This is a genomic window from Tessaracoccus sp. MC1756, from assembly GCF_014164735.1.
In the GTDB taxonomy this organism is placed as follows: domain Bacteria; phylum Actinomycetota; class Actinomycetes; order Propionibacteriales; family Propionibacteriaceae; genus Arachnia.
The window spans coordinates 41,568-62,380 of sequence record NZ_JACJFZ010000004.1 but is presented as its reverse complement, the minus strand read 5'-3'; the positions used below and the strand labels follow the sequence as shown (position 1 = coordinate 62,380).

The following is a 20,813-nucleotide window of genomic DNA, read 5'->3' as shown; positions in this document are numbered from 1 at the left end:
CGGATTGTTATCCCCGGGCTCGTCGCGGGTCGGCGGTAGGTTGGCGGTGATCAGAGAGAAAGGGGCGACCATGTCAGAGCTGACCATCCTCCACAACCCGCGCTGCTCCACCTCGCGCGCCGCGCTCGAGGCGGCAGAGGCCTCGCCGTTCGCGCTCACCGTGCGCAACTACGTCAAGGTGCCGCTCACCGAGGAGGAGTGGCTCGACGTGATCGCCAAGCTCGACGCCCACCCCACAGACCTGGTCCGCCGCGACGCCAACTTCAACCGCAGCACCTTGTCCGACGACGACGTCCGCACCGCTCAGCAGGTCGCCAAGGTGCTGGCCGCGCACCCGGAAATGGCGCAGCGCCCCGTGCTGATCCGCGGCGACCGCGCGATCATCGGGCGGCCCAAGGCCGCCGTCGCGCCGTTCCTCGCGGGCTGAGCCGGCTGCCGGCGGTCAGGCCTCAGCGAGGACGTCCTCGACGGGGGCCCAGTCGCGTTTGAACGCCTCGGCCACGGGCTGCGACGTGAGCCGCCCGGCGTGCGTCGCCAGGCCCTTCGCCAGCGCGGCGTCGAGCCTCATGGCTTCGCGCCAACCGTGCTCGGCGATCCGCTCGACGTAGGGCAGCGTCGCGTTGGTCAGCGCCCACGTGGAGGTGTTGGGCACCATCGCGGGCATGTTGGCCACGCAGTAGAAGGTGGAGCCGTGCACCTGGTAGGTGGGGTCGTCGTGCGTGGTGGGCCGGCTGTCCTCGAAGCAGCCTCCCTGGTCGATGGACACGTCCACCAGCACCGAGCCCGGCTTCATGGTGGCCACCATCTCGTTGGTGACCAGGCGCGGCGTCCGGCCGCCCGGGATCAGGACGGTGCCGATCACCAGATCCGCCTGCGGCAGGTGCTCCCGGATGGCCATGTCGGACGAGCGGAGGCCGTGCACCCGGTTGTCCCAGCGCCAGTAGGCCTGACGCAGCTTGTCGATGTCGGTGTCCAGCATGGTCACGTCGGCGTTCATGCCGAGGGCGGTGTTGACGGCGTTCTGGCCGGCGGTGCCGCCGCCCAGCACCAGCACCTTCGCGTTGGGCACGCCCGCCACGCCGCCCATCAGCACGCCGCGGCCGCCCTGCGTCTTCATCAGGTGGTACGCGCCCATCTGCGGGGCGAGGCACCCCGCCACCTCGCTCATGGGGTAGAGGAGGGGGAGCAGCCCGGTGGGCTTCTGCACCGTCTCATAGGCGATGGAGGTGGCGCCGGACCTCAGCAGGGCGTCGACCAGCGGTTCGTCCGCGGCCAGGTGGAGGTAGGTGAAGACGCTGAGGCCCTCGCGCAGGTGGCGGTACTCCGCGGCGACGGGCTCCTTCACCTTGAGGACGAGCTCGGCGTCACCCCAGACGCGGTCCACGTCCGCCACCACTGAGGCGCCGGCATCGCGATAGGAGTCGTCGGTGAAGCTGGAGCCCACACCGGCGCCCGCCTGCACGACGACCTCGTGCCCGCGGTGGGTGAGTTCCTGGACGCCGACGGGGGTGATGGCGACCCGGTTCTCGTTGTTCTTGACCTCGCGGGGGACGCTGATGCGCATAGGTGGTTCCTTCCGGTATCCGCTCAGGCTAGCCGCCGCTCTGGTGGGGCGTGGCCGATGAAGGCCAGATGCCGTCGGGGACCGGAGTTTCACGTCGGTGAACGAGGGCTGAGAGTTCTCAGTCGCCCACTGGGACCCGACGGGTAAAGGCGCTTGTGGAGGTCCCGAATTGCGGTGAACCTGAAGGCAATCCTGAGAAATTCTTTGGAAAAGGTGGCCTCGGGGTGTTAACGTCATCCCGCTACTTCGAAAGGACCCCCTCCATGCTGAAGCGCCTCCTAGCCGCAGCCTCCGCGGCCGTCGTCGGTCTCGGGCTGGCCCTCGTGGCCCCGCAGACCGCACAGGCCGTCGAGACGAACATGTACACGACGCCGGGCAATCACCTTGTCAACGGCCGGTACTGGAAGACCGCCTGCGACAAGTACTCAGACACCGTCGTGCGCTGCCGCACTGAGATCTGGACCACCAAGGTGGCCACGGTCCAGGGCCAGCACGTCCTGCACAACGGGTGGGTGTTCAACAACCTCACCTACCTCCCCTCCGGGCGTGACCAGTGGACGGGCAATCCCCTCGCCGCGGGCGGCAAGCCCGGCGGCACCCGCACCTGGACGGCCACTGACGGCCGCCAGTGGCGCACCGAGTGCGACACCGCCACCACCGGCCGCAACGGCTGCCGCACCTACGCGCTGACCTCCGTGGTCGCTCATGAAGACGGCGCGTTCGTCACGGAGAACCAGTGGCAGTTCAACAACATCATCCAGTTCGCCGCCAGCGGCACCCCCGCAGTGACGACGATCCCCGCCGCAGCCCCGCCGCTGGCCGGAGTCCCCGTCGAGACCGCCCCGCAGTTGCCGGCGAACCAGCGCATCGACCTGAGCCGCGCCGCGACGTGGGACCGCATCGCGCAGTGCGAGTCCGGTGGCCGCTGGAACATCAACACCGGCAACGGCTACTACGGCGGCCTGCAGTTCAACCTCGCCACCTGGCGCTCGGTCAACGGGGGCGACTTCGCCTCCTACCCCCACCAGGCCACCCGCGAGGAGCAGATCACCGTGGCCAACCGCCTCTACGCGCAGCGCGGCTTCCAGCCGTGGAGCTGTGCCTGATCCCCCCTCGCTGAAGTAGCTGACGAACCCCCGGGCGCGACGCCCGGGGGTTCGTTGCTTAGACTGACACATCGTGCGTACGAAGTGGGCAGCCCTAGTCGGCGGTGTATTGGTTCAGTTGGTGATCGGCGGCGTGTACGCCTGGAGCCTGTTCGGGCGTGCCCTGCAGGCACCGGAGGCGATGGGCCTGAGTCACGTGCAGGCCTCCGTCCCGTTCGAGACCGCCATCGGCATGATCTTCGTCGGCGCCTCCATCGGCGGGCGCCTGCAGGACCGCAGCAGCCCCCGCACCGTCGCCATCATCGGCATGGTCATCTACGGGTTGGGTGTCCTGCTGGCCTCCTTGGCCACGGCCCCGAGCCAGTTCTGGCTGCTGGTGCTCGGCTACGGCGTCATCGGCGGCTTCGGCCTGGGCATGGCCTACATCGTGCCGGTCGCACTCCTGCAGAAGTGGTTCCCGGACCACACGGCGCTGGTCACCGGCCTCGCCGTCGGCGGCTTCGGCTTCGGCGCGACCGTGACCTCGCCGTTCGCGCAGTGGCTCGTCGCGATGACGCCCGACACGCCCGCGCTGGCGTTCCGGTGGCTGGGCATCGCCTACCTCGTGGTGGGGCTGATCGGCGCTGCGCTGCTGGTGTCGCCCGTTGTCGGGGCCGGTGCCAAGAAGGTCGTCGAGGGCGACCTCACCGCGCCCCAGGCCCTGCGCACGCCCCAGTGGTACCTGCTCACCGGCATCCTGATGCTCGCCGTGATGGCGGGCATCTCCCTGATCTCGATGATGGCCAGCGCCGCCGTCGACGTGGGTGGCTTCACCCCCGCGGCGGCCGCGGGCATCGTCGGCGTGCTGGCGCTGTTCAACGGTGGCGGCCGGGTGGCCTGGGCCGCCGTCGCTCAGAGGCTGGGTCGCCTGCCGATGCTGGCCACGATCCTGGCCCTCGAGGGAGTGGCGCTGATCCTGCTGCCGCACGCCCAGGGCTTCTGGTTCCTGGCGCTCGCCGCCGTGGTGTACCTCTGCTACGGCGGGGCGTTCGGCGTGCTGCCGTCCACGGCCGGACAGTTCTTCGGGTTGAGCCACGCCGGCGCCATCTACGGGCTGATGCTGGTGGGCTGGTCGGGGGGCGGAGTGCTCGGGCCGCTGCTGGCGGCAGGCCTGGTCGGCGATGCCGGCTCCTACACTCTCGCGTTCTCCGTGATGGGCGCCCTCGCCGTGGTGGCCGTGGCGTTGCCGCTGGTCACGCGCCCGGTGCGCCGCGCCCCTGCGGATCAGGCCGAGAGCACCCCCAGCGCGGTGAGCCAGGCGCGCGTGTCGTGATCGTCCACCCAGCGGTGGGCCTGCCAGCCCACCGATAGGGCGCCGTCGACATTGGCCTGCTTGTCGTCGATGAAGGCGATCTCGCCGGGCGCCAGGCCGAGGTCGCTGGTCACGCGCTCGTAGATGGCAGGCTGCGGCTTGACCGCCCCCAGGCTGGCGGAGACGTAGAGGTGGTCCACGTCGGCGCGCCAGATGGCCCCGTCGGCGGCCAGCTGCATGGCGTGCGGCGAGTTGGACAGCACGGCCACGGTCACCCCGGCCTGCCTGCAGTCGCGGAGTAGTTGCCACGCTGCCGGGCGGAGGTTGGCCCAGATGTCGGCGTCGAGGTGCGCGATCTCGGCGATGAGGTCGGCGTCGTGGACCTCGTGCCCGACGGCCGTGAGCAGCGGGCCCCAGTAGTCGCCGTCCGGGGCGCCGGCGTCATACTCGGCCCGACCCGTCCAGTAGTGCTCCTTGAGAAGTTCGGGGGTGGTGCCGACACGTCCCGCCAGCACTGGAAGGAGCGACGGCGGTGAGGAGAGGACCTCTCCCAGGTCGAAGACGACAGCCTTGATCATGGCTCCAGCCTAGGCTGTGCGGATGCTGCCGTTTCGTTCCATCGCCCTCTTCATCGTTGCCGCTGTCCTGGAGATCGGCGGCGCCTGGCTGGTGTGGCAGGGGATGCGCGAGCACCGCGGCTGGTTGTGGATCGGCGGCGGAGTGATCGCGCTCGGCCTCTACGGCATGGTGGCCACCCTGCAGCCGGACGCCAACTTCGGGCGGATCCTCGCGGCCTACGGGGGCGTGTTCGTCGCCGGGTCGTTGGCGTGGGGGATGGTGGTGGACGGCTTCCGCCCGGACCGATGGGACGTGGTGGGGGCGCTGTTCTGCCTGGTCGGGGTGGCCGTGATCATGTACGCGCCACGCTCGCTGGGGAACTAGCGGCCCATCAGCGGGGGAGGGTGAGGCCCTCGTCGAGACTCTCGGCCAGGCCGTCGTCGACCAGCGAGGTGATGCAGCGGCGGAGCTGCTCCCGGTCAGGCCAGGTGAGGTCGGCCACGGGCACAGGCACGTGCGCCGAGCGGAGGGCGGCCATGATGCGGCCGCGGCACTGGCGGTCCGTGCCCTCCCACGCCTGACCCACCCTCGGCGGGCCTTCCCAGTCGGGCCGCCCGAGGGCGAGCCAGGAGCAGTGCCCGGCCACGGGGCAGCGGTCGCAATCGGGATTGCGGGCAGTGCAGACGGTGGCGCCCAGTTCCATGGCCGCGGCGGACCAGGTGGCCGCCTCCCGGTCTCCGTCCGGGACGAAGACCCAGGCGCGGCGTCGCTCCGCCGCGGTCTCCGTGCGCGCCGGATGCTCCACCCCGCCGTCGACGCGGGCGAGCACCCGCCGCACATTCACGTCGAGCACCAGGGAACGGCGGCCGAAAGCGAAGGCCATGACCGCGGCAGCCGTGTAGCTGCCCACCCCCGGGAGCGCGAGCAGGGCGTCCTCGCTCTCGGGGAGCTCACCGTCATGACGCTCGACCACAGCTCGGGCCGCCTCCTGCAGGCGCAGCGCGCGGCGGGGGTAGCCGAGCCGACCCCAGGCACGGAGGACGTCCGCCGTGGACGCCGCCGCGAGCGCGGCAGGAGTCGGCCAGTGCTCCATCCACGCCAGCCACGTCCCCTCCACCCTGGCCGCGGGGGTCTGCTGCAGCATGATCTCGCTGACGAGGATGCCCCACGGAAACACTCCGGGCTCACGCCACGACAGCGGCCGGGCGTTGGCCGCGTACCAGGCGCTGAGCGTGTGCCGGAGCTCCGAAACTCGGCGGGAGATTTCTGCCACATCGTCGCTATCTGGGCCGATGTGGCCGGATTCTCCCCTCGAATGCTGGGTCCTCACGCCTCGAGGATGGGGGTGATCGTGTCCACCAGCTCCGGATGGTCGGCGAGGGCCTCCCGCAGCTCGCGGGCGCCGTGCGGCGCGAGGCCGGCGAGGAAACCCCGGACCAACAGGGGGACGTAGCGTTCACCGAGCCGGGCCTCGAGGATGAGGTCTGCGGTGCGGAGCACTTCGTGGGCGGCCTTGTCGCGGACCTGGGTGCCGGAGAGCCGCCGCATCTTCAACAGGGTGGAGGTGTAGGACGCGTCCTCCAGCGCGGAAGCGAAGTAGACCCGTGCCGCATCGGCCAACTCGGCGTCGACGGCGGCGCCCCCGGCCTCCTCGACCGCCCTCCGCAGGTCCTGACCGGATTCGAACTTCTCCACTTGGCGCTTCACGTTGCTCAGGCTGGGCCGCATCTGCTGGGCCTCGACGATCATGCCCAGCCAGAGGCCGACGAACAGGTCGCCCGTGCGGCGCTTCCCGTAGCGGGCCAGTGCGACGGCGGGATGCATGTCATCGGGATCTGTGAGGTGGTACTCGGTGAGCAGCGCGGCCATGGGGCAACGGTACCCCCCCGGGCCCGGGGAGAGGGTTGATTACCGTCGCGGCAAGGCGTCCAATGGGAGGATGGAGAACTTCCCGCTGCTGCGCACCCCGGTCCGCTCGATCGTGGTCGACGACTCCGCCTGCGACGTCAACGACCTCGCGGTCTGTGGAGGGGTGCAGGTCACCGTGCCGGCCACTGGGATCTGGGCGGAGCTGGTCGAGCGCGCCGTCGACTCAGAGTGGACGGGGGTCGAGGCGCTGGCGGGTCTCCCGGGCACCGTCGCCGACGTGGTGCGCCGCAATGCCACCGCGCACGGGCAGCAGGTCGCCGACACCGTGATGTCCGTGCGCACCTGGGATCTCGAGGCCGACGCCCAGCGCACCTTCGCCGCCGTCGACAGTGGGTTCACCGATGGGGGCTCCCGGTTCCAGGAGGAACTGGCGGACGGCTCCCCGCGCTACGAGATCCTCGACGTGAGCTTTCTGTTCCGCCAGGGCAACCTCACCCGGGTGGGCGCGGAAATCGCCGCCCTGCTCAATGTGGGTCTGGGCGAGCGGGTGTCGCTGCGCACCGTCGCAGACGCCGTCAGCACCTCCTGAGCCTGGGCGACAGCGGCGGGGGATCACATGGGCGCGTTGGTGAACCGGCTGTAGTGGCCCTGGAAGAGCGCGTCGATCTTGCCGGTCTCGCCGTTTCGGTGCTTCGGGATGTGGAAGGCCGCCAGGCCGCGCTCCTCGTCGGAGGGGTTCTGGGAGTACATCTCCGGGCGGTGCAGCATCAACACGATGTCCGCGTCCTGCTCCAGCGAGCCGGACTCGCGCAGGTCTGACAGCTGCGGGATGCCGTCCTTGCGCTGTTCGGTGTTACGCGAGAGCTGCGACAGCGCGATGACCGGGATCTCGAGTTCCTTGGCCAGCAGCTTGATCTGGCGGGAGAACTCCGAGACCTCCAGCTGACGCGACTCCACCTTCTTGCCGGAGCTCATCAGCTGGATGTAGTCGATGGCGAGCAGCTGCAGGTCGTGGCGCTGCTTCAGGCGGCGGGCCTTCGCGCGGATCTCCATCATGGTGAGGTTGGGGGAGTCGTCGATGAAGAAGTTCTTCTCCGCGAGGATGGCCGACTTGTCCGTGACCCGCTGCCAGTCGTTCTCGTCCATCTTGCCGCCGCGGATACGCCCCAGGGGTACCGAAGCCTCGGCGGAGAGCACCTTCATCACGATCTCCGTGCGGCTCATTTCCAGCGAGAAGAACGCGGCGGGGAGGTTGTGGTGGATGGCGGCCGAGCGGCACACGTCGAGCGCGAACGTCGACTTTCCGACGCCCGGGCGCGCGGCGACGATGATCATCTGGCCGCCGTGCAGGCCGTTGGTGATGCGGTCCAGTTCGGTGAAACCCGTGGGGACGCCGGAGAGCGCGTCGCCGCTGTTGGCGATGGCTTCCATCTCGTCGAACGTGGGCTCCAGCAGTTCCCGGAGCGACTTGTAGTCTTCCGAGGAGTTGCGGTCCGTCACTTCGAAGAGCGTCTGCTGGGCCTCGTCGACGATTTTGTCCACTTCGCCCTGGCCGCCGTAGCCCAACTGCGCGATGCGGATGGAAGCGTTGACCAACCGACGCAACACGGCCTTGTCGCGGACGATCTCCGCGTAGTACGGCGCGTTCGCGGCGATGGAGACGCTGGAGAGCAGGTCGTGCAGGTAGACGGCGCCGCCCACCTTGGCCAGGAGCCCCGTCTTGCCGAGCTCGCCTGCCACGGTGATGGGATCCGCCGGCTCACCACGGCCGTAGAGGCTGATGATGGCGTCGTAGATGGACTCGTGGTTGGGGCGGTAGAAGTCTGTGCCGCGCAACACCTCGACGACGTCCGAGATGGCATCCTTCGACATCATCATCGCGCCCAGCACACTCTGCTCTGCGGCGAGATCCTGGGGAGGCGTGCGGTCGAGCTCGCGGTCATCGAAGACCGCGGTTGTTGCGTGCGCCGTCATCAGCTCACCCCCTTCCAGTTCCGTTGCTTAGGCTAAGGCACCCCTCTGACGGTTCCTGCCCACGTGCGCCCCCAGCGTGTGGAGGGCTCTGTGGACAGCCTGTGGATGGCTGTGGATAAGTGCCCGGTCCTGAGTCCCAGGGGTGTGGACGAACCTGTGCGCTGAGCGTGAATCTACCGTTATCAAATCGTTATATTCATGATGGCTGACCGGCCACTGGCAATTTGTCCACAAAGAGACGCGGCCTGTTCGTCATCCGCTCGTCATCTCGGCCCGAGCGCACCGGGGCCACGTCGGGGGCGGTGTCGCAAACCGGTGCTGACAACGAACTTTGTACGATTCAACCCCAATCTCGACCCGGAGGGACCGGCGTGGTATATGGCGGCCGGGTTCACCCGCCGTTCATCTCCACGGCGCCGGTTGTCCACAGGGCCTGTGGGTTCATTGTGGATATGTGGCGGATCCGGTGCTGACGCGGGCGGTAGGTCACCCCGAGGGCCCGTCGGGAAACCCCCGATGGGATGATGGGATGAGATTGAATTCCTTACCCCCCCGGGGTATGCTCAGTCGAGAGGGAGGTGTCATGACGACGGAAACCGAAACCTGCCACACTCACGGCTACACGCCGGAGAAGGCAGCCTATTTGCGGCGCCTGCGCCTGATCGAAGGTCAGGTCCGCGGTCTCGCTCGCATGGTTGAAGAGGACCAGTACTGCATCGACGTCCTGACCCAGGTCACGGCAGTGACCTCGGCGCTGAAGGCGGTGTCGCTCGGGCTTCTCGAGGACCACCTCTCGCACTGTGTCGCCGACGCTGCCCGCAAGGGCGGCCCGGAGGGCAAAGAGAAGATTGACGAGGCGATGCAGGCGATCAAGCGCCTGACCCGATAGCCCGTCACCCAAGGAAGGACTTTCTCTGTGATCACCAACTACACCGTTTCGGGCATGACCTGCGGCAACTGCGTCCACCACGTCACCGAAGAGGTCTCTGACGTCGAAGGCGTCAACAACGTCTCCGTCACGCTCGAGGGCGGCGCCATGTCGGTCGAATCCGACGAGCGCATCCCGTTCGACGCCATCATCGAGGCCGTCCGCGAGGCCGGCGGCTACACCGTCGTCGAGGCCTGAGCGCCTGACCGTCTGACCCATCCGGGCAACTTTCCCGGGCGTAGCCGCCCGGGGCCTGTTCGGCCTGCCCTGCGCCAGCCGCGGGCACCGCAGTACCCACCGCGCACCAGGCAAGAGGAAGCATGTCCACCACCAGGACCCAACCCATCACCAACAAGATCCAGCTCGACATCCAGGGCATGACCTGTGCCTCCTGTGCCGCGCGGATCGAGAAGAAGCTCAACAAGGTGGACGGGGTGACCGCCTCGGTGAACTACTCCACTGAGAAGGCGACGGTAGAAGCACCGCCCAACTTCACCGCTGAGGACCTCATCGCCGTCGTCGAGAAGACCGGCTACGGGGCCACGTTGCCCGTCCCTGTCGGGGAGAAGAACGACGAGGCCGCAGCCCTCAAGCCGCGCGTGCTCTGGTCGTTCATCCTCAGCACCCCCGTCGTGCTCGTCTCGATGATCCCCGCGTTGCAGTTCCCGGGTTGGCAGTGGGCGGCTCTGGTCCTGTCCGCCGTCGTCGTGCTCTGGTTGGGCCGGTCTTTCCACAAGGCGACCTTCACCAACCTGCGCCACGGCGCCACCACGATGGACACGCTCGTGACCATGGGCACCGGCACCGCGTTCGCCTGGTCCCTGTACGCCATGCTGTTCGGCCACGCCGGTGAGATCGGCATGAAGCACCACTTCGAGTTCAACCTCGCGCAACAGGACGCGACGGGCTTCATCTACTTCGAGGCCGCCGTCGTCATCATCTCCTTCCTGCTGCTCGGCCGCTACATCGAGGCCCGCGCGAAGACCGAATCGGGCGCGGCCATGCGTGCGCTGCTCGAGGTGGGCGCCAAGCAGGCCACCGTCCTGCGCGACGGCGAGGAGCGGCGCGTCGACGTGAAGTCGCTCGCCGTCGGCGACCTCGTCGTCGTCCGCCCCGGCGAGAAGGTCGCCGCCGACGGTGAGGTCGTGGAGGGCCGCTCCGCCGTCGATGCGTCGGTCATCACCGGTGAGTCGCTGCCGGTGGAGGTCGAGCCGGGCGCGACGGTGGTGGGCGGTTCTGTGAACACCACCGGCCGCCTGGTGGTGCGCACCACCGCCGTCGGGGCCGACTCGCAGCTGGCCCGCATCGCGAAGATGGTCGAGGAGGCCCAGGAGGGCAAGGCCGACGTCCAGCGCCTGGCGGACAAGGTGTCCAGCATCTTCGTGCCCGTCGTCCTGGGTATCGCCGCCGTGACGCTGGTGGGCCACCTGGTCGCCGCGCACGGCTGGACGGTTGCGCTCTCCGCCGCCATCTCCGTGCTGATCATCGCCTGCCCGTGTGCGCTCGGCCTGGCCACCCCGTCGGCCCTCATGGTCGGCACCGGCCGGGGCGCCCAACTGGGCACCGTGATCCGCGGCCCGCAGGTGCTGGAGCGGGCGCGCCGCGTGCAGACCATCGTGTTCGACAAGACCGGCACACTGACCACCGGCCACATGTCGGTCGTGGACGTGGAGCCCACCCACCGCGTGGACCGTGAGGAACTGCTCGCGCTGGCCGCCGCCGTCGAGGCCGCGTCGGAGCACCCCATCGCGGCCGCGCTCGTGGCGGCGGTGGACCGGCCCCTGCCCGTCGAGGACTTCCAGAACGTGCCGGGCAGGGGTGTCCGGGGCGTCGTGGGCGGCCGCACCATCTACGCCGGTTCGCCCGCGTACATGGCGGACCTGGGCCATGGCCGTGCGGAATGGAGCCGCGACCTGATCGGTTCCGTGGTCGAGGTCGCAGATGAGCAGGGGATCCTCGGCCGGGTGGTGGTGGCCGACACGATCAAGGAGTCGGCCGGCCTCGCCGTCGAGCAGTTGAAGAAGCTGGGCCTCACCCCGGTGCTGCTGAGTGGCGACAACGAAGCCACGGCCCGCGCCGTGGCGGAGTCGCTCGGCATCCTCGACGTCCGCGCAGGGGTCACGCCCGAGGGCAAGGTGGCCGCCATCAAGGAGCTGCAGGCCAGGGGGCAGCAGGTGGCCATGGTGGGCGACGGCGTCAACGACGCGGCCGCCATCGCACAGGCGGAGCTGGGCATCGCCATGGGCACCGGCACCGACGCGGCCATCGCCGCCGGCGACATCACGCTGATGCGCCACGACCTCAGCGCCGCCGTCGACGCGGTGCGCCTGTCCCGCGCCACGCTGCGCACGATCAAGGGCAACCTGCTGTGGGCCTTCGGCTACAACACCGCCGCCATCCCGCTGGCGGCCTTCGGGATGCTGACGCCCATGATCGCGGGTGCGGCCATGGCGTTCTCCAGTGTCTTCGTGGTCTTGAACAGTCTCAGATTGCGGGGGTTCCGCTCTCTCCGGAAGGGCTGATACTGGCCGCTGGCTAGGGCAAACTGCTCCTGAGAAGCGCTTTCAGGAAAAATTCAGGGAAACATCAGACAATTTGCCTCGTCCGGCTTTGCAGTGCCGAGAAATCCCGCTACAGTAATCCCATCTTCTGGATCACACAGAAGCCCGAAAGCCGCCCGGACCGCTGCCGCCCCCCAAGGGCAGCGGTCCGGGCCTTTTCATGCCCCTGCCGCTCGGCGTCTGCCGGATCTCACCTCCGCCGAATCGTCCCGATCAGTCGTCGCGGCGGGGTAGCGTCGGGGGCATGGCACGCATTGAATCCGACTCAATGGGCAACATCGACGTTGCCGCAGACCGCTACTGGGGCGCGCAGACCGAACGCAGCCTCCACAACTTCGACATCGGCCGCAACGCCTTCGTCTGGGGCCGCCCCATGGTGCGGGCCCTCGGGGTCCTGAAGAAGGCCGCCGCCCAGGCCAACGGCGAACTGGGCGAACTGCCGTCCGATGTCGCCGAGCTCATCGCCCGCGCCGCCGACGAGGTGATCGCCGGCAAGCTGGACGACCACTTCCCGCTGGTGGTGTTCCAGACCGGTTCCGGCACCCAGTCCAACATGAACTCCAACGAGGTCATCTCCAACCGAGCCATCGAACTGGCCGGCGGCGAGATGGGCTCCAAGCAGCCCGTCCACCCCAACGACCACGTCAACCGCGGCCAGTCGTCCAACGACACCTTCCCCACGGCCATGCACATCGCGGTGGTCAGCGAAATCAACTCGCTGCTGTACCCGGCCGTCGAGAAGTTGCGGGAGGTGCTCGACACCAAGGCCAGGCAGTACGACGACGTGGTGATGGTTGGCCGCACCCACCTGCAGGACGCCACGCCGGTGCGGTTGGGTCAGGTGTTCGGCGGCTGGGTCGCCCAGCTGGACTTCGCCGCCGAAGGCATCAGGTTCGCAGATTCTCGTGCGCGTGACCTGGCGATCGGCGGCACCGCCGTCGGCACGGGCCTCAACGCCCACCCGGAGTTCGGCGCGTTGACCGCGCAGAAGATCTCCGAGGAGACCGGCCTGGAGTTCCGCCAGGCGGACAACCTGTTCGCCGCGCTGTCGGCGCACGACTCGCTCGTCGAGGTCAGCGGCGCGCTGCGCGTGCTGGCCGGCGCGCTGATGAAGCTGGCCAACGACGTGCGCTGGTACGCCTCGGGCCCGCGCAACGGCATCGGCGAGCTGCTGATCCCCGAGAACGAGCCCGGCTCGTCGATCATGCCCGGCAAGGTGAACCCGACGCAGTCGGAGGCCCTCACCATGGTGGTCGCGCGGGTGTTCGGCAATGACGCCACCGTCGGCTTCTCGGGAAGCCAGGGCAACTTCCAGCTCAACGTGTTCAAGCCCGTGATGGCCCACGCCGTGCTGGAGTCGATCCGCCTGCTGGCGGACGGCATGCGCTCGTTCACGGACCACTGCGCCGTCGGCATCGAGCCGAACCTGGAGCGGATCAACGCGAACCTGTCGTCCAACCTGATGCTGGTCACCGCGCTGAACCGGCACATCGGCTACGACATGGCCGCCAAGATCGCCAAGCAGGCACACAAGGAGGGCACGTCGCTGCGTGAGTCGGCGATCGCCAACGGTGTCGCCGGCGAGGACTTCGACGCGTGGGTGATCCCGGCCGACATGACCGGTAAGTAGGCCGCGCCGGGCGCTGGTCTCAGCGCCCGGAGGCGGCAACCTCGGCGTAGATCGAAAGCATCTCCGCGGCCTGCGAAGCGATGCTCCACTGCGAACCGAGTTCGACGGAGCGCTCGCGCGCCCTGGACCGCCAGGTGTCATCCGGCAGCTTCTCCAGCACCCGGATGATTCCGGCGGCCAGGGACGCGGGCGTCGGGCGGGTGATCTCGCCGTTGACGCCGGGTTCGATCACGAGTTGCAGTTCGTGGTCCACCGAGACGATGGGCAGGCCCGCCAGCGCGGCCTCGTGCAGGACGAGGGCCTGGGTGTCGGTGAGGCTGGGGAATGCGAACACGTCCGCCATGCCGTAGAACGCGCCGAGGTCGTCGCGCTTCTGCTCGCCGGGCAGGATGATGCGGCCCGCGTCGCGGCCTTCGGTGAGGATCCGTTTGATGCCTGAATACCGTTGCCAGTCTCCGACGATGCACAGCCGCGCGTCGGGGTACTGCGCGTGCACCAACGTGAAGGCCTCCGCCAGCAGCGGGATGCCCTTCTCGGGTGCGATGCGGCCGGCGTACAGCACCATCGGCCCGTCGGGATGAGTGATCGGCGGAGGGCCGGGCGGGAGCGGGTCCACACCGTTGGGCACCACCCGCACGTTGATGTTCTCCGTGAGGTGCCGGCAGCGCAGCGCCGTCTTCGGCGACGGGGTGGTCACCAGGGTGGCCGTCTCCAGCATCTTCTGGCACAGGGCGAGCAGCGACGCCGTCGAGCGGCCGCGGTCCTCGTAGCGCACCTCTGCGGCGCGGATGTCGCGCTGGCTGACGAAGTCGCCCCGGGTGATCGTCGCCCAGGCCCTCAGCACTCCGGTGAGCAGGGGCAACACGGTCGAATAGTGGTCTGCGTACGCGTCGAAATCGGTGTGCCACGTCAGCAGCATGGGGATGCCGAGCCGCTGCGCGGCCCAGGTGCCGAGCACGCCGATGGTCCCAAAGCCGTGCACGTGCAGCACGTCGGGCTTCAGCTTCCCGATCTCGTCGATCGTGCGCTCGAAGTGCCGACCGTTGGCCACGCGCGTGGGCATCTTCGGAACGCGCACCGAGGGGAGCCGGATCTCGCTGCGCCCGGGGCGGCCCTGGTGCGGGTTGGGCCCCTTGGCGGCGGGGGCGACGACGATCACCTCGTGCCCGGCGTCGAGCAGGTTGCCCTCCAACTGCTGCACGGCGAACATCAGGCCGTTGGCACCCGGGCCGTAGTTATCGATGAACTGGGCCACCCTGAGGCGGCGTCCATCGGTGGAAACGGGGGCGGTCACCCGGCCACTCTAGCGGCTGATCGCGGGCGCCTGTCGGCGGGCGCGGCAGCCGGTCGAACCGTGGGCAACCGGGCGCCATCCCAGGGTTTCCACGCCGTTCCACCGGCGTGTCGGAGGGCGACTGCCGCGAAGTGCTCGCGTTGTAGACCCTCTCCGGGTTACCGTCGTCCATGCGCGTGGTGATCGCACCCGACTCCTTCAAGTCGACGATGACCGCCGTCCAGGCCGCACGCGCGATCGCGGACGGGTGGGTCGACGTGCGCCCGGCGGACCGCCTGACCATCCGCCCCATGGCCGACGGCGGCGAGGGAACCCTCGACGCCTTCGCCACCCTCGCGGGGGCCGAGCGGCTGCCGCTCGACACCGTCGACGCGCTCGGTGAGCTCCGGCACGCGTCGTGGGTGCGGCTCCCGGACGGCACGGGCGTGGTTGAGCTCGCCCACTGCTGCGGGCTCACCACCATCGGGCATCTGGCCCCACGTGAGGCGCACACCCGCGGCTTCGGCCTGGCCATCCGCGCCGCGCTGGACGCCGGCGCCACCCGGCTCCTCCTGGCCCTCGGTGGCAGCGCCTCCACCGACGGCGGCCTGGGCCTGCTCGTGGCGCTCGGCCTCAGCGTGGGGCGCGCGCCCCAGCCGCCCGCGCTCACGGAGCAGCTGGGCAACGCCGCACTGCCCGCAATCACGGCCGTGGAGTGGGCCGGCGTGGTGCCGCCGCCCGAAGGCGGTGCGCTGGTGCTGTCCGACGTGACCAACCCGCTGCTCGGCCCCGACGGCGCGGCGGCGGTGTTCGGGCCGCAGAAGGGCGGCGCCTCCCTCATCGAGGAGATGGACGCCAACCTCGCGCACTGGGCCGCGGTGGTGGGAGGCGACCCCCACGCACCCGGCGCCGGCGCGGCGGGCGGCGCAGGCTTCGCGCTGCAGCTCTGGGGCGCCACCACCACCTCCGGCGCCCGGGTGGTGGCCGACGCGATCGGGCTCCGCGAGGCCATGCAGGACGCCGACCTCGTAGTGACGGGGGAGGGGTCCTTCGACGCCCAGAGCTTCAGCGGCAAGGCCGTCGACGTGGTGCGGCAGATCGCTTCCGAGGTCGCGGAGGCGCGGGGGAGGGAACTGCCGGTCGCGCTGGTGGCCGGCCGCCAGGACGTGGACTTCCACGGCCTCGCCGTCGCGCTCTGGGACCTTGCCGGTGAGCGCGCCCTGGCGGACCCCATCGCAGTGGCGAGGGAAGCGGGACGCCAGGTGGCTATGAGCTTCCGCTGACCACGGGGGAGGCGGACTGGCCGGCGGGGCTCATCCGCACCACCCTGGTGCACTGAGCCACCACGTCCGGGTCGTGCGTGATGACCAGGACGGGCTCGTCCGCGAAGGCGGCCCACACGTCGCGCATCAGCGCGTCGGCGGTCTCGCGGTCCAAGTGCTCGGTGGGCTCGTCGAGGATGATGAGGTCGCGCGTGCCCACCAGGAGCCGCGCCAGCGCGAGGCGACGACGCTCGCCGCCGCTGATCGTCGTGCCTGACTCGCCCAGCCGTCGCTGCGGGTCCATCGGCAGCCCGGCCTTCGCCAGCGCGTCGACGACGGCCTGATCGGTTGCGTCCTTGTCGCCGATGCGCACGTTCTCCGCAACCGTGGTGGCGAAGATGTGGGCGTCCTGCTCCAGGTAGCCGACGCGTCCGCCCCGCGACACGCGGCCGGCCAGTGCGGGGATGAGCCCCATGGCGGTGGCAGCCAGGGTCGTCTTGCCGACGCCCGACTGTCCCACCAGCGCCACCCGCTCGCCCGGGGCCACCGACAGGGAGACGTGCTCCTGGACCGCCACGGAGTCGCCGTCGGGCAGCGGCCAGCCGATGGTCGCGTCCTCCAGCAGGAGGCCCGGTGCGCCGTCGCCGGGCACCACGTCGCCGGTGCCGACAGGCTCCGCCTCCAGCACCTCGGAGAGGCGGCCGAGCGCGGAGCGCGCCCGGGTGTAGGTCTGCGCCGCCTGCGCGAAGGTGCCGAGCACCTCGTGCAGCGCCAGCGGGGTGAGGACGAGCACGGCCAGCAGACGCGGGTCCAGGTCTCCGGCCGTCAGGGCGCCGGTGCCGAACCACAGCGCTGCCCCGACGGCTAGCCCCGAGGCCACCAACTGGCCGCCTGTGGCGATGCCACGGATCCAGGCGCCACGGGCCTCCTGCAGGCGCAGTTCGTCGTCGACCTGCAGCAGCCTGTCCAGCGCGGCGGAGTCGGCGCCGTAGGCCACCAGATCCGTGGCGGTCCGCGCCAGTTCGCGCACGCCGTCCGCCAGGCGACCCCGGGTGGGCACCGCCGCCAGGTCGACGGCGAGGCTGGCCCGCTGGGTCCACCACGGCAGCACCACCCCGGCCAGCAGCGCGGTCGCCAGCAGCGCGAGGGCGGTGGGCCAGTTGAACACGCTGAACATCACCGCGGTGGCCACGACGACCAGCGCGGCCGAGACGAACGGGATCACCACGCGCACCACGAGGTCCTGGATGGCGGTGACGTCTGCCACGACGCGCGTGAGCAGGTCGCCGCGACGCCTGCCGATCAGGGTGGTGGCGGACAGCTTCTCGTAGACGCGCACCCGCAGCGCCGTCTGCATGCGCAGGGCCAGGTCGTGGCCGACGATGCGCTCCAGGTAGCGGAAGACGCCCCGCGAGATGGCGAACGCGCGCACGCCCACGGCGGCGGCCTGCAGGTACAGCACCGGCGGGGCCATGGCGGCGAACGACAGGAGCCAGGCCGAGACGCCCAGCAGTGCGACGGACGAACTGGAGGCGAGCATGGCCAGCAGCACTGCCAGCAGGAACCGACGGCGACCCCTGGGCGTCGCGTCCATCAACTCCCGGGCCAGGAGGACTGTCTTCCTCATGCCGGCACCGCCTCGACCACCCGGTCGGCGGCGGCCAGCACCGCGGGGCGATGGCTGACGATGAGGGCGCCTGCGCCGGTTGCGCGCACGGCCTCGATGACGTGGGCCTCGGTGGCCGCGTCCAGGCCTGCGGTCGGTTCGTCCAGCACGAGCAACCGCGCGCCGCCGAGCCTGATCCGCACCAACGCTCGGGCCAGCGCGACACGGCGCCGTTCGCCGGCGGACAGGCCCTCGCCGTCGTCGCCCACGTGCTTGTCGAGGCCGAAATCGGCCCCGGCGTCCGCCAGCGCCCGGGCGAGGTCCGCCTCCGCGGCGGTGGGGTGGCCGAGCGCCACGTTGTCGCCGACTGTGCCGTTGACCAGCCCCGGTTCCTGCGCCACCCACGCCACCTGGGCGCGCCACGAGGCCAGGTCGATGTCGGTCAGGGAGACGCCGCCCACGGACACCGTGCCGGAATCCGGCGTGAGGAAGCCCATGGTCATGGCCAGTGTCGTGGACTTGCCGCCGCCCGAGGACCCGCTCAGCGCCACCACCTCGCCGGGCTCCACCCGCAGGTTCAGCTGGTCGACGGCGGGGCCGGCCGCTCCGGGATAGGTGAACGACACCGCGTCCAGGACGAGGGCGCCTTCCGGCGCGGGCAGCGTTCCCGCGTGGGCCTGGGCCGCGTCGATCACCTCGAACGCGGCATCGGCGGCCGCGATGCCGTCGGCCGAGTCGTGGAAGTGCACGCCCACCTGCCGCACGGGCAGGAAGGCCTCCGGCGCCAGGATGAGGACGAAGAGGGCGGTGGTGAAGTCGACGTCGCCGTACACCAGCCGGAAGCCCACCGTGACCGCGACGATCGCCACCGACAGCGACGCCAGCAGCTCCAGCGCGAACGCCGACAGGAAGGAGATGTAGAGCACCTTCATGGTGGCGCCGCGGTACTGCTCCTCGGTGAGGTCCACGCCGCGCTTCTGGGCCCGGGCGCGCGCGAACGCCTGCAGCGTGGGGAGGCCGCTGATAAGGTCGCCGAAGTGGTTGGCCAGCCGGTCTGCCACGGAGTACGAGTGCCGCGTGGCCTTCTCCGTCGTCCATCCGATCAGTGCCATGAACACCGGGATGAGCGGCAGAGTGAACGCGATGATCAGCGCGGACTGCCAATCTGCCAGCAGGATGGTGCCGCCCACGAGCAGTGGCACGGTGACGGCCAGGCCGAGTTGTGGGAGGTACTTGCTGAAGTAGCCGTCGAGCGCGTCCAGTCCTTGCGTGACGGTGCGCAGCAGGGACGCCGACGAGGTGGCGCCCACCGGGGTGGCCAGCCTGGCCGCCAGCACGTCGCGACGCAGCGTCGACTTCACCGAGGCCGCGCTGCGGTGCGCCAGCCACGAGTTGAGCCAGGCCAGAAGGCCGCGCCCCACGAACACGAGGAGCAGCAGCGCCAGGGCGGTGCCCCAGCCGGGTGGGAAGCCGCCGGTGTCGAACGCCAGGGTGACCCAGCCGGCGATGAGCCGGGCCTGGGCGATCAGCAGCCCGGCCGTGGCCACGCCGACGACCACCGTGGCCGCCAGGAACCTGCGGGTCGCGTCGGCGCGCTTCAGGAGTCTGGGATGGATGGGTCCGGCCACTCCATCATCCTTCCACAGGGCGTCCGGCGCTCAGCCGGGCGTGCGAGTCACCGCAGGTCGGCGTAGGCGCCGCCGTCGATGACGTCGGTGAAGCCCATCTCGTCCATGAGGGCCTTGGCCTGCCCGGAGCGGTTGCCGCTCTGGCAGTAGACCACGTACTGGTCGTCCTTCGGCAGCTCCGCGAGCTGGTCTGCGAAGTCTGCGGCGTAGAAGTCGATGTTGCGTGCTCCCTCGACGTGACCGGCGTCGTACTCCTCCGCGGTGCGGACATCGAGGTACACCGCGTCGGTGGGGAGCTCGGCCGTCTCACCGGTGCCGCAGGCGGCGAGGACGGCGGTGAGGGACAGGACCAGGGCGAGGAGGAACGTGCGCACGGCAACAGCATACCCCCACCGGTATATATGAGCGGGCGAGGGGCCCACTTCCACTGAAGCGAGCACTCGTCGTCGGGATCCGGAGGTCAGGCAGCGACCTGCACCTCGTCGGGGATGTTCTTCGTCGAGATCCGCTTGCTGAACACGTAGTAGCTCCAGCTCTGGTACGCGATCACGATGGGCACGAAGATCACTGCCGCCCACGTCATGATCGTCAGAGTGGTGGGCGACGACGCGGCCGACAGCATGGTGAGGCGCTCGCCGATGGCGATGGTCTCGTTCTGGGCGAAGCCCAGGTTGCCGTACATCTTCAGGAAGATGCCGGTGAACAGCGCCACCACCGTGATGCCGGTGGAGATGAAGCCCCAGCCGTCGCGGCCCTTGGAGATCAGCAGCGTGCCCGCCACGATCGCGATGATCGCAACCGCCCCGGCCGCCCAGGCGTAGATCGAGAAGTCGCCGAACTCGGAGGAGGCCGGCCAGAAGATGTTCTGACCGATCACGAAGAGCGCGACGAGCGCCGCGGCCAGCCAGCCGACCTTCGACGCGAACGCCTTGGCGCGGTCATGGATGATGCCGCTGGTCTTCAGCGCCAGGAACATCGAGCCGTGCACCAGGAACAGCACGACGAGCAGCACGCCGCCGAGCAGTGCGAACGGGCCGAAGAGGCCCCAGAAGGTGCCGTCGAACAGTGGCGCCGGTCCCACGGGGGTGTCGACGGTGGCCTGCGGCAGGCCAACGACGAAGTTGGCGAAGCCGACGCCCAGCACCAGCGACGGGATGAAGGAGCCGATGGTGGCGAACCAGTCGAGCATGGAGCGGTACTTCGAGTCGTGGTGCTTCGAGCGGTACTCGAACGCGACGCCACGCAGGATCAGCCCGACGAGCACGAGCAGGAGCGGCAGGTACAACGCCGAGAACGTCGTCGCGTACCAGCCAGGGAAGGCGGCGAACATCGCGCCGCCCGCGGTCAGCAGCCACACCTCGTTGCCGTCCCACAGGGGGCCGATGGTGTTGACGATGACGCGTTTCTCCTTCTCATTCTTGCCGAACACGGGGATGAGCATGGCCACGCCGAAGTCGAAGCCTTCGAGGAAGAAGAAGCCGATCCACAGGACGGCGACCAGGAGGAACCAGACGGCCACGAGGATCGGGGTCTGAACGGTGGTTTCAAGCAGATTCAACATGT

20 protein-coding genes are annotated in these 20,813 nt (G+C 69.7%); 10 read left to right on the top strand and 10 right to left on the bottom strand.

Features of this window, described 5'->3' with window-relative positions; genetic code table 11:
• Positions 1-70 precede the first annotated feature (70 nt).
• Positions 71-427 (top strand): ArsC/Spx/MgsR family protein, encoded by a 357-nt coding sequence (locus H5393_RS10760; protein WP_182766663.1) that lies wholly within the window; start codon positions 71-73, stop codon positions 425-427.
• Positions 428-442: 15 nt separating this feature from the next.
• Here H5393_RS10760 and ald read toward each other — a convergent pair whose 3' ends face one another.
• Entirely contained in the window at positions 443-1,564 is a 1,122-nt protein-coding gene (ald, locus tag H5393_RS10755; protein WP_182766662.1) for an alanine dehydrogenase, read from the bottom strand.
• 263 nt (positions 1,565-1,827) lie between these two features.
• Between ald and H5393_RS14755 the strand changes: the two genes are divergently transcribed.
• Both H5393_RS14755 and H5393_RS10745 read left to right on the top strand, forming a co-directional pair.
• Entirely contained in the window at positions 1,828-2,670 is an 843-nt protein-coding gene (locus H5393_RS14755) for a transglycosylase family protein (protein ID WP_304650666.1), read from the top strand.
• Positions 2,671-2,743: 73 nt separating this feature from the next.
• Positions 2,744-3,982 (top strand): OFA family MFS transporter, encoded by a 1,239-nt coding sequence (locus H5393_RS10745; protein WP_220488376.1) that lies wholly within the window; start codon positions 2,744-2,746, stop codon positions 3,980-3,982.
• Here H5393_RS10745 and H5393_RS10740 read toward each other — a convergent pair.
• The gene (locus H5393_RS10740; RefSeq protein WP_182766661.1) at positions 3,934-4,539 is read right to left on the bottom strand and encodes an HAD family phosphatase; all 606 of its coding nucleotides are present in this window, start codon (positions 4,537-4,539) and stop codon (positions 3,934-3,936) included. The genes H5393_RS10745 and H5393_RS10740 overlap by 49 nt on opposite strands.
• A gap of 22 nt (positions 4,540-4,561) precedes the next feature.
• Between H5393_RS10740 and H5393_RS10735 the strand changes: the two genes are divergently transcribed.
• Entirely contained in the window at positions 4,562-4,903 is a 342-nt protein-coding gene (locus tag H5393_RS10735) for a YnfA family protein (RefSeq protein ID WP_182766660.1), read from the top strand.
• Between the two features lie 7 nt (positions 4,904-4,910).
• Here H5393_RS10735 and H5393_RS10730 read toward each other — a convergent pair whose 3' ends face one another.
• On the bottom strand, positions 4,911-5,849 hold the full coding sequence (locus H5393_RS10730) for an A/G-specific adenine glycosylase (protein ID WP_370585975.1): 939 nt from the start codon (positions 5,847-5,849) through the stop codon (positions 4,911-4,913).
• Complete coding sequence (locus H5393_RS10725; RefSeq protein ID WP_182766659.1) at positions 5,846-6,388, bottom strand: DUF6553 family protein; 543 nt, start codon at positions 6,386-6,388, stop codon at positions 5,846-5,848. The genes H5393_RS10730 and H5393_RS10725 overlap by 4 nt, the downstream gene beginning before the upstream one ends.
• A 70-nt stretch (positions 6,389-6,458) precedes the next feature.
• Between H5393_RS10725 and H5393_RS10720 the strand changes: the two genes are divergently transcribed.
• Positions 6,459-6,977, top strand: coding sequence for a hypothetical protein (locus H5393_RS10720; protein WP_182766658.1), 519 nt, complete (start codon positions 6,459-6,461; stop codon positions 6,975-6,977).
• Between the two features lie 23 nt (positions 6,978-7,000).
• Here the strand turns inward: H5393_RS10720 and dnaB are convergent, their stop codons facing one another.
• Positions 7,001-8,362 (bottom strand): replicative DNA helicase, encoded by a 1,362-nt coding sequence (dnaB, locus tag H5393_RS10715; protein WP_076062844.1) that lies wholly within the window; start codon positions 8,360-8,362, stop codon positions 7,001-7,003.
• Between the two features lie 583 nt (positions 8,363-8,945).
• Between dnaB and H5393_RS10710 the strand changes: the two genes are divergently transcribed.
• From H5393_RS10710 to fumC, 4 genes are all read left to right on the top strand, one after another.
• Positions 8,946-9,251, top strand: coding sequence for a metal-sensitive transcriptional regulator (locus tag H5393_RS10710; RefSeq protein ID WP_076062841.1), 306 nt, complete (start codon positions 8,946-8,948; stop codon positions 9,249-9,251).
• Positions 9,252-9,278: 27 nt separating this feature from the next.
• Positions 9,279-9,488 carry a heavy-metal-associated domain-containing protein gene (locus H5393_RS10705; RefSeq protein WP_182763274.1) on the top strand — a complete coding sequence of 70 codons (210 nt, stop codon included), beginning with the start codon at positions 9,279-9,281 and terminating at the stop codon, positions 9,486-9,488.
• Positions 9,489-9,610: 122 nt separating this feature from the next.
• The gene (locus H5393_RS10700; protein ID WP_182766657.1) at positions 9,611-11,812 is read left to right on the top strand and encodes a cation-translocating P-type ATPase; all 2,202 of its coding nucleotides are present in this window, start codon (positions 9,611-9,613) and stop codon (positions 11,810-11,812) included.
• Between the two features lie 283 nt (positions 11,813-12,095).
• Entirely contained in the window at positions 12,096-13,481 is a 1,386-nt protein-coding gene (fumC, locus tag H5393_RS10695; protein WP_182766656.1) for a class II fumarate hydratase, read from the top strand.
• A 19-nt stretch (positions 13,482-13,500) separates the two neighbouring features.
• Here fumC and H5393_RS10690 read toward each other — a convergent pair whose 3' ends face one another.
• Positions 13,501-14,775 carry a glycosyltransferase gene (locus H5393_RS10690; protein ID WP_182766655.1) on the bottom strand — a complete coding sequence of 425 codons (1,275 nt, stop codon included), beginning with the start codon at positions 14,773-14,775 and terminating at the stop codon, positions 13,501-13,503.
• 170 nt (positions 14,776-14,945) lie between these two features.
• Here H5393_RS10690 and H5393_RS10685 point away from each other — a divergent pair, with 170 nt between their 5' ends.
• Positions 14,946-16,037 carry a glycerate kinase gene (locus tag H5393_RS10685; RefSeq protein WP_182766654.1) on the top strand — a complete coding sequence of 364 codons (1,092 nt, stop codon included), beginning with the start codon at positions 14,946-14,948 and terminating at the stop codon, positions 16,035-16,037.
• Here H5393_RS10685 and cydC read toward each other — a convergent pair.
• From cydC to cydB, 4 genes are all read right to left on the bottom strand, one after another.
• On the bottom strand, positions 16,021-17,643 hold the full coding sequence (gene cydC, locus H5393_RS10680; protein ID WP_182766653.1) for a thiol reductant ABC exporter subunit CydC: 1,623 nt from the start codon (positions 17,641-17,643) through the stop codon (positions 16,021-16,023). The genes H5393_RS10685 and cydC overlap by 17 nt on opposite strands.
• Positions 17,640-19,193, bottom strand: coding sequence for a thiol reductant ABC exporter subunit CydD (gene cydD / locus H5393_RS10675; RefSeq protein WP_220488388.1), 1,554 nt, complete (start codon positions 19,191-19,193; stop codon positions 17,640-17,642). Before cydD ends, cydC begins: the two co-directional genes overlap by 4 nt.
• Positions 19,194-19,297: 104 nt before the next feature.
• Positions 19,298-19,624 carry a rhodanese-like domain-containing protein gene (locus H5393_RS10670; RefSeq protein WP_182763281.1) on the bottom strand — a complete coding sequence of 109 codons (327 nt, stop codon included), beginning with the start codon at positions 19,622-19,624 and terminating at the stop codon, positions 19,298-19,300.
• 86 nt (positions 19,625-19,710) lie between these two features.
• The gene (gene cydB / locus H5393_RS10665; protein WP_182766651.1) at positions 19,711-20,811 is read right to left on the bottom strand and encodes a cytochrome d ubiquinol oxidase subunit II; all 1,101 of its coding nucleotides are present in this window, start codon (positions 20,809-20,811) and stop codon (positions 19,711-19,713) included.
• Positions 20,812-20,813 lie beyond the last annotated feature (2 nt).

Excerpts from the sequence above, each read along its gene's own strand:
- H5393_RS10760 (WP_182766663.1), top strand. The coding sequence starts at position 71 with ATGTCAGAGCTGACCATCCTCCACAACCCGCGCTGCTCCACCTCGCGC.
- ald (WP_182766662.1), bottom strand. The coding sequence starts at position 1,564 with ATGCGCATCAGCGTCCCCCGCGAGGTCAAGAACAACGAGAACCGGGTC.
- H5393_RS14755 (WP_304650666.1), top strand. The coding sequence starts at position 1,828 with ATGCTGAAGCGCCTCCTAGCCGCAGCCTCCGCGGCCGTCGTCGGTCTC.
- H5393_RS10740 (WP_182766661.1), bottom strand. The coding sequence starts at position 4,539 with ATGATCAAGGCTGTCGTCTTCGACCTGGGAGAGGTCCTCTCCTCACCG.
- H5393_RS10735 (WP_182766660.1), top strand. The coding sequence starts at position 4,562 with ATGCTGCCGTTTCGTTCCATCGCCCTCTTCATCGTTGCCGCTGTCCTG.
- H5393_RS10725 (WP_182766659.1), bottom strand. The coding sequence starts at position 6,388 with ATGGCCGCGCTGCTCACCGAGTACCACCTCACAGATCCCGATGACATG.
- H5393_RS10720 (WP_182766658.1), top strand. The coding sequence starts at position 6,459 with ATGGAGAACTTCCCGCTGCTGCGCACCCCGGTCCGCTCGATCGTGGTC.
- dnaB (WP_076062844.1), bottom strand. The coding sequence starts at position 8,362 with ATGACGGCGCACGCAACAACCGCGGTCTTCGATGACCGCGAGCTCGAC.
- H5393_RS10710 (WP_076062841.1), top strand. The coding sequence starts at position 8,946 with ATGACGACGGAAACCGAAACCTGCCACACTCACGGCTACACGCCGGAG.
- H5393_RS10700 (WP_182766657.1), top strand. The coding sequence starts at position 9,611 with ATGTCCACCACCAGGACCCAACCCATCACCAACAAGATCCAGCTCGAC.
- fumC (WP_182766656.1), top strand. The coding sequence starts at position 12,096 with ATGGCACGCATTGAATCCGACTCAATGGGCAACATCGACGTTGCCGCA.
- H5393_RS10685 (WP_182766654.1), top strand. The coding sequence starts at position 14,946 with ATGCGCGTGGTGATCGCACCCGACTCCTTCAAGTCGACGATGACCGCC.
- cydC (WP_182766653.1), bottom strand. The coding sequence starts at position 17,643 with ATGAGGAAGACAGTCCTCCTGGCCCGGGAGTTGATGGACGCGACGCCC.
- cydB (WP_182766651.1), bottom strand. The coding sequence starts at position 20,811 with ATGTTGAATCTGCTTGAAACCACCGTTCAGACCCCGATCCTCGTGGCC.